The sequence below is a fragment of the Salinisphaera sp. RV14 genome, assembly GCF_052044135.1.
GTDB lineage: Bacteria > Pseudomonadota > Gammaproteobacteria > Nevskiales > Salinisphaeraceae > Salinisphaera.
In genome coordinates this window covers 1-1,418 of record NZ_JBQDYF010000044.1, presented here as the reverse complement: position 1 = coordinate 1,418, position 1,418 = coordinate 1, and the positions used below count along the sequence as shown (strand labels likewise).

1 protein-coding gene is annotated in these 1,418 nt (G+C 63.5%); it reads right to left on the bottom strand.

What is annotated here, in order from left to right; genetic code table 11:
- Window positions 1-14 precede the first annotated feature (14 nt).
- On the bottom strand, window positions 15-1,265 hold the full coding sequence (locus ACS8Y6_RS18310) for an IS4 family transposase (protein ID WP_440856234.1): 1,251 nt from the start codon (window positions 1,263-1,265) through the stop codon (window positions 15-17).
- Window positions 1,266-1,418: the final 153 nt, after the last annotated feature.

Below are 1,418 nucleotides of genomic sequence, written 5' to 3'. Positions count from 1 at the left end.
TCATACGTAAGTACTTAAGCCTCGACGTCAACGGCCTGGAGACCGAGTTGCATCCGCCCGCTGCGTCGATCGCGTTTGGGATGGGCGCGCCGGGCATTGGTTGCCAGATAATTCAGGACGGCTGCAAAAGCCTGTCGACATCGTCGCGCGCGATTCGCGGCCAGCGCCTGGAACAGATCGAACAGCACGGGATCAGCGGCTTTGGCCGCTTTCTGGCTGGAGATCTCAACGCCGTGCACGCGTTGGGTGGTGTGCGCCATAAAACGCTGCAGTGTCGCCGTCGCCACGGCGGCCCAGATCAGGCCTTCGGCGATGGCGGGATGGGCGGTGTCGAAGGACTGCAGGTGAGCGTACGACTTGTATTCCTTGAACAGCAGCTCGATCTGCCAGCGCAGTCGATAGGCTTGTTGCACTTGGGTCGCGCTATAGCGCGAGCGCGCCAGGTTCGTCACCAGCATTAGAGGCTGGCGCTGGTCGGGGCGCCCGCTGACGATCAGGCGCGTGTGCCAGGCCTGGGAGGCCGGACCCCAGCACACGTCCAGATCGAGCACGCGGTGCGGCGCCTGACGCACCGCCTTGAACAGCCGACCGTCGAGCCGGGGCCGCCGCTGGCCCTGGCCGTCAAACGCCTGGATCACGCGGGGATTGATCGACGTGGCGCTCCGCACGACAAAAAACGCCTCAGCCTGATCGAGCGCGGCCAGATAATCGCGTTTGAAATACCCTCGATCGGCGAGCAGCAGGCACCGGGCCAGCGCCTCCGGGGCCGGTAAGGCATCGCGCTCGGGATCGGTGTCCGGCGTCAACCCGATCCGGGACGGGGTGCCATCGAACAGATCCAGCGTGGTATGCAACTCCACGGCGGCCGGTGCCTGCGTATGAAAGCGGCCCGGATAGACCTCGGCCAGGGCCGACTTGAGGGCAAACGAACTGCCATCCTGAATGACGATGCGATCAAACGCGTCGAATACACCGCCCGGTTCGGCCTGCAGGACTTGCACGCGCCAGCGATCGAGCAACTGATCGGCCAGTGCCCGCATGAAATCGGCAAACGCCGGCTTGGCGAGCTGCTTGTGAAACGGTTTGTAGGACAGGGCTAGGTCAAACAACGCATTGCACAGGCGCTGCGCATCCGCCAGGCAATCCAACCGTTGCGTCGCGCAGCCGGCCAGCAGACTCACGGCCAGATGCCACGGCGTGATGAGGCGCCGGCGCTGGCACAGCCCCACACGCCGCCCCAGCGCATTGATGGCATCGGGGTTCATGATTTGTTTGAAGCGCCTGATCCATGCGTTAGGCTTGTCGGGTCCCATCCGAGTCTCCGCTGCTTTGGTTTGTGTTTTATCCCCAGCATCGGAGATTTTGGATGGGACTTCAAAATCAGCGGGTTGCAATGGCCAGCCTGGCTGCTGGCCTTA